Origin of the sequence: Sphingobacterium sp. UBA7253 (assembly GCF_002472745.1) — a bacterium.
In the GTDB taxonomy this organism is placed as follows: domain Bacteria; phylum Bacteroidota; class Bacteroidia; order Sphingobacteriales; family Sphingobacteriaceae; genus Sphingobacterium; species Sphingobacterium siyangense.
In genome coordinates, this window is sequence record NZ_DKSP01000006.1 from 1 (window position 1) to 5525 (window position 5525).

Here is a 5525-nt window from a genome sequence, read left to right on the forward strand (position 1 = left end):
TGGAGACCGAAACATTCTGGTAACACGACTTCATTTCTTGGACGATTTGGCCCCAGACTTTTTTACAAAATCAGCCCCATGGAGCTCCTCCGCTTTTTTGATCAGCATCTCCAGGGCAGTAATTTTGAGGTTCGCCTGGAAGAGTTCATCCCTGAGATCCTGCTCATTTTTCAACCCGATATCTTCTGACTCCACAGCCTGGGGAACTTCCAGCTCCAGATTGCTTTCCCACTGCTGGTACCATTTCATAAAATACCGCGGAGTGGCTTCCCTCGGAAGATTGTACTTCTGGGCAAGTTGCGAATAACTCAGCTTGCCCGCAAGGTATTCTCTGGAAACGAGGATTTTGAAGCTATCGCTGTAAACTTGCTGTCCCCCTGATTTACGTTTTGTCATACGCTTTTTCATAATATTAAATTTAAGATTTTAATATTCGTTTTTTGTAAACCTTTTTCAGGAATGGACACTTACATATACCGAAGTTAAACGCGGACTGTTACAGCGAATTCTTTCACCTTTTCAAACCATGCTCAGGAAAGACCAGGTCTACTCCTGAGATGATTATCCGGTTAAACTTAAAAATTGCCAGTCTATTATAAAGATGTATTTTTTCTTATTTTTCTAGCAAAGCCTGGATTTCCTTTTGGATTTCGGTTCCTTTATCGGCATTGTACCACTTTTGAATCTCCTCTTTGATTTCGGATAAATCTGCCCCTTGCGCCTTCATCTTCAAAAACAGCTCCTGGCAAGCTTGAGGTCTTGGACCCCAGACAGCCAAATCCTGCCCCTGTCCATTACGTATCACTAGAATTGGAATAGATTTACCGCCGTTGGTTAAATAAGAATCGATCAGAAACGGAGCGCTGTCACGCAATTGGATATCCACCCTGATATTGGGATTTTTTGAGGCCATCTTCGCCAACATAGGCACCGAATGCGCTGCATCCCCGCACCAAGGTTCAGTAATAATGATCCATTGTTGCTTTTCAGTAATTGACTCCACAAATTGTTCAAAAGTCGACGTTGGTTCAAAGCGTTTTAACCAACGGCCCATTCTTGTCCAGTTCATTTTTGTGTACTGATAATATTCATCATCTTGATAGGCAGGGTGATTCTCAGGATGATTTAAGATATCTTCGAATTGTTGTAAGTAATTTTCAAACGTCATAATACCAATTTTGTGCAAAGGTAAATTTTACTTCTAACTTTCTCAAAAAACCTTCCGCCAACAATCTGTATTGAATGCAATAAAAAAAATGATGCTCAAAAAGCACATGTAGAGCAAGAAAAAATGTGATTTCCTCTGCCTTATATACCAAAGATTTTACATTCAGAAGAGATGTTTTACATTTATTAACGATTAAGTAAATTATCTTTGAAAGATACAACCCGTACATGAAAAGATTAGTTCAATTAATACTTTTACTATTTATCGTCATCAACAGTGCTTACTCCCAAATAAACATCAAGGGGAGGATTCTAGACAAGGCGGATGACAAGCCCCTGACCAATGCTTCCATTATTTTACTGAACCGCGATTCAGTCCTCCGTTATTTTAACCGAGCCAATGAAGAAGGAAAATTCCAGGTCAAAAATATCAAACCCGGGAGCTACATTATTTTGGCCACTTACCCTAAATTTGAACTATATAGTGATACGATCCAAATTGCAGACAAAGATCTCGACCTGCATGATATCAAAATAAATTCCCAAAGAAATGTGTTGCAGGAGGTGATTGTCACCCGACGTCTTCCAATTACACTGAAAGGCGACACCATCGAATATGATGCGGCGAGTTTTGCAACAGAAAAAAATGCGAAGCTAGAGGATTTACTACGTCGTCTACCCGGTTTCACGGTTACCGGAGATGGAAGTATCACGGCTCAAGGAAAATCTGTACAGAAAGTGTTTATCGATGGGGAAGAATTTTTTGGCTATGATCCTAAAATAGCCATTCGAAATGTACGGGCAGATGCCGTTGACAAGGTGCAGCTCTATGAGAAAAAATCGGAGGAAGCTGAGCTGTCAGGCATCGATGATGGCGTAAGAATTCAGACAGTTAATGTTGTACTCAAAGAGAAAGCAAGAAAGGGTGTCTTTGGAAACATGGAAGCATTGGCTGGATCAAAAGAATTGTATGCGGGAAATCTCTTTGCGGCGAAATTTAATAAGACTGAGCGGATTGGCATCACCGCGAGTCACAACAACATGGGCAGTTCAAGCGGCCGTGAAGGCTCTCTACGCATGAACAACCAAATTACGGGCGAACCTCTGAACACAAACCTTGGTGCCAATTATGAAAATCAGTTCTTCAAAAAAGCCCTAAAAGTCAATGCCAACTATGGTTACGACAACAACAGCAACAGGAATCACTCGGAGACTTACAATAAGAATGTACTGCCAGACGAGTCCATTCAGGAAAAAAACAGCAAAAACGATAATGAAAGGCATAGTCGAAGCAATGGTTTAAGGTCAAACCTTAACATGCGACTGGATTCCACGCAAACTATGGACCTGCAATCCAATGCCAATTGGGCCACCAACGCTAATCTAACCTATACAGACAGCAAAACGGGCGACGGATCAGGTAATCCGATCAGCGACTTTAGAGAGAACAATCAATCGAACTCTTCAAGCTCTAACAATAATTTTCGGTTAAATTATAGAAAACGGTTAAAAGCGGGTCGTTCCGTCAACCTAATGGTCGGGAATAACCACAAAGAGTCAAATTCAGACAGCAAAGTCTATTCGCGAACCTATTTCTACAAAACAGGAGACAGCACAATTATTGATCAAGATCGGCACGGACGGACTAGCGGAAATGACTTCAACTCGTCAATTAACTTCAATAACCGAATCAGTGACTATATCAATCTAGCTTTAGGTTATAGCTTCAATCATTCGAAGAATACAAATACCCAAAATTCGATAGACAATATTACCCAAAAGTTTGATTCGCTGTATTCTCAAAACCAGATCGACAATAACACCAATCAGGGCGTTAATGTGAATTTTTCCTATCGTAGGGAAAAGTTGGAGATCAATTTTTCCAACCGTACGTTCTATAAGAATCAGAAGTTAAATGATAGTTATAGGTCAATCGATCTCGCCCGGAATTTTTGGGACAACAATTTAAATGTTGATGCGAATTATCGCCTTTCAAATAGCAAAAATATACGTTTAGCTTATCAAAGTTCGAATATCATTCCATCCTTTGATCAGTTACAACCGCTGCAACCTCAGACCAACCCTTTGTTTCAACAAGTTGGTAATCCTGACCTAAAACGTGCGGTGAACAATAATATTTCGGCCAACTATAATGCTTTCAGTTTATTGAAAGGAACCAACATCAATATCAACGGAAACTTATCTTTCGTAAATAATCCGATTGTCAACAAAACAACCATACTGGACAACTCTGCCCAGATCAGTACTTATGAAAATCTATCCGGCAAATCCAACTGGAATGGTGGTCTGAATATCAACCATATGCAGCCTTTGGCCAATCGACGTATCAATTTTAACAAAAGTGCAAATGTTAGATTTAACAACAGCTATAGCTACACCAAATTTGAAGGCGGACAATCCGGTGGCGAGTTTCTGCTGAACAATGCAAAGAATACCAACTTTAGCCTAGGTTCAAGCTTAAATGAACAAGATTCAGAAGGGTTCGATTTCGACCTTTCTGCAAACGCCGGCTTCAATATCCAACAAAACTCGATCAACACACAATACAACGCAACAAGTTTTCAAGGTGGGACCTCGGCCTATGTCAAATACTTTCTACCAAAGAAGTTTAATATCATGGCCAACCTTTTCTATAGCTACACAGGACCTACAAAACTCTATAAGAAATCAATCAATCAATTTTATACCAATATCGAATTGGAGAAAAAAGTACTGAAAGATGAGAGCATGACACTCAGCGTAAAGGCCTTTGACCTTTTCAACACCTTTAACAACACACGCCGTAATGCGAGTGACACCAACTATTCCGAATCTGTTCAACAGGTATTGACGCAGTATTTTTTGGTCGGTGTAAAATGGGATTTCAACAAATATCTAGGGAAAGGAAATGATTAAAAAAATATATTTAACACTAATCATCTGCTGCCTGTATGGTTTATCCCTTCAGGCACAATACGCCTATTTTGGAAGTAGGGGTACCATCAGTTTTGACAAAGTTACCTACACAAAAGCACGCATACGGCAGATGTCCAACGACATGAACTCGAAAGGAATGGACAGGGGTATGGGAATGATGGAATATCTCGACAAGCTACCGGATTCACATACAGAAAAATTAAACTTCTACTTTGATGAGAATTCTACCCTGTTGATGCCCGAGGAAAGCGAGGGTACCGAAAAGCAACGTGCTGAAGTAAAAATGGCTGCACCTACGATAAGTTCGGCAAATGGCAGAAGGGGCAGATCTCAGGGTGCGGCCCGAAGCGGAGGAAACCAAAGGGGGCAGTTTAGAGCTGGCGCCAACAAGAATGGCAAGGTCCTCTACCAGGATCTGAAAGCTGGTACAGCAGACATCCAGCTTGATATCGACGAAAAATATATTCTTTCGGAAACATTGGACAGCATCACTTGGCGTTTCACCGAAGAGTTCCGCAATATTGCTGGTGTAAATTGCCGTAGAGTCAACGGTGCCACCAAAGACTCACTTTATCTGATTGCCTACTATTCGGAAGAAATCCCCGTATCGGCCGGACCAGCCTTGAGCCATGGCCTCCCGGGAATGATATTGGGTCTTGTCATCCCAGAAATGCACATTCAATATTGGGCTACCAATATCGCCTATACCAATAAACTTATTCCTTCTGACTGGCGGGATAAGAAATCAAAAAAAATGAAACTTGCCGAATTTTCGGAAATCTTTGGCAGATATATGCCACGCAATCGCCAAAACGAGTCAGCAAAAAAAAGGATATTAGAGCAACTGGTGTATTGAAAATGTCAGTTTGGCAGTACCTAAAGACAAATTGATGACAAATAGTGTTTTTTTTACAAAACTTTTGGATTGGCATAAGGGTTGATAATAGACTGATAGAATTTATTAAGTAAAAAATTAAAACACAAGATATGTCTAAAATTATAGGAATTGACTTAGGTACTACAAACTCATGTGTTGCCGTAATGGAAGGTAACGAGCCTGTAGTAATTACGAACAACGAAGGTAAACGTACAACTCCTTCGATCGTAGCTTTCGTAGAAGGTGGCGAGCGCAAAGTTGGGGACCCAGCAAAGCGTCAAGCAATTACTAACCCGCATAAAACTATTTATTCCATCAAACGTTTTATGGGACTTTCATACGATGAAGCTGTGAAAGAAGCTGAACACGTACCTTATAAAATCGTTAAAGGTGACAACAATACACCTCGTGTAGAAATTGATGACCGCAAATATACACCACAAGAGATCTCTGCCATGATTCTTCAAAAAATGAAGAAAACAGCTGAGGATTTCTTAGGTCAAGAAGTAACTGAAGCTGTTATTACAGTTCCTGCATATTTCAA

5 protein-coding genes are annotated in these 5525 nt (G+C 40.4%); 3 read left to right on the plus strand and 2 right to left on the minus strand.

Annotated elements, in window-relative coordinates; genetic code table 11:
- Positions 1 to 30: 30 nt before the first annotated feature.
- Both B2X72_RS00395 and B2X72_RS00400 read right to left on the minus strand, forming a co-directional pair.
- A complete protein-coding gene (locus B2X72_RS00395) occupies positions 31 to 408 on the minus strand; it encodes a transposase (protein WP_286848000.1) in 378 nt (125 codons plus the stop codon).
- A 205-nt stretch (positions 409 to 613) separates the two neighbouring features.
- Positions 614 to 1168, minus strand: a complete 555-nt coding sequence (locus B2X72_RS00400) for a thioredoxin family protein (protein WP_286848001.1) — start codon at positions 1166 to 1168, stop codon at positions 614 to 616.
- A gap of 227 nt (positions 1169 to 1395) precedes the next feature.
- Here B2X72_RS00400 and B2X72_RS00405 point away from each other — a divergent pair, with 227 nt between their 5' ends.
- The 3 genes from B2X72_RS00405 to B2X72_RS00415 all read left to right on the plus strand — a co-directional run.
- The gene (locus B2X72_RS00405; protein ID WP_145329041.1) at positions 1396 to 4083 is read left to right on the plus strand and encodes a TonB-dependent receptor; all 2688 of its coding nucleotides are present in this window, start codon (positions 1396 to 1398) and stop codon (positions 4081 to 4083) included.
- Positions 4076 to 4960 (plus strand): GLPGLI family protein, encoded by an 885-nt coding sequence (locus tag B2X72_RS00410; RefSeq protein ID WP_145329039.1) that lies wholly within the window; start codon positions 4076 to 4078, stop codon positions 4958 to 4960. The genes B2X72_RS00405 and B2X72_RS00410 overlap by 8 nt, the downstream gene beginning before the upstream one ends.
- A gap of 131 nt (positions 4961 to 5091) precedes the next feature.
- On the plus strand, positions 5092 to 5525 hold a 434-nt coding region (locus B2X72_RS00415), incomplete at its 3' end, for an Hsp70 family protein (RefSeq protein ID WP_286848003.1).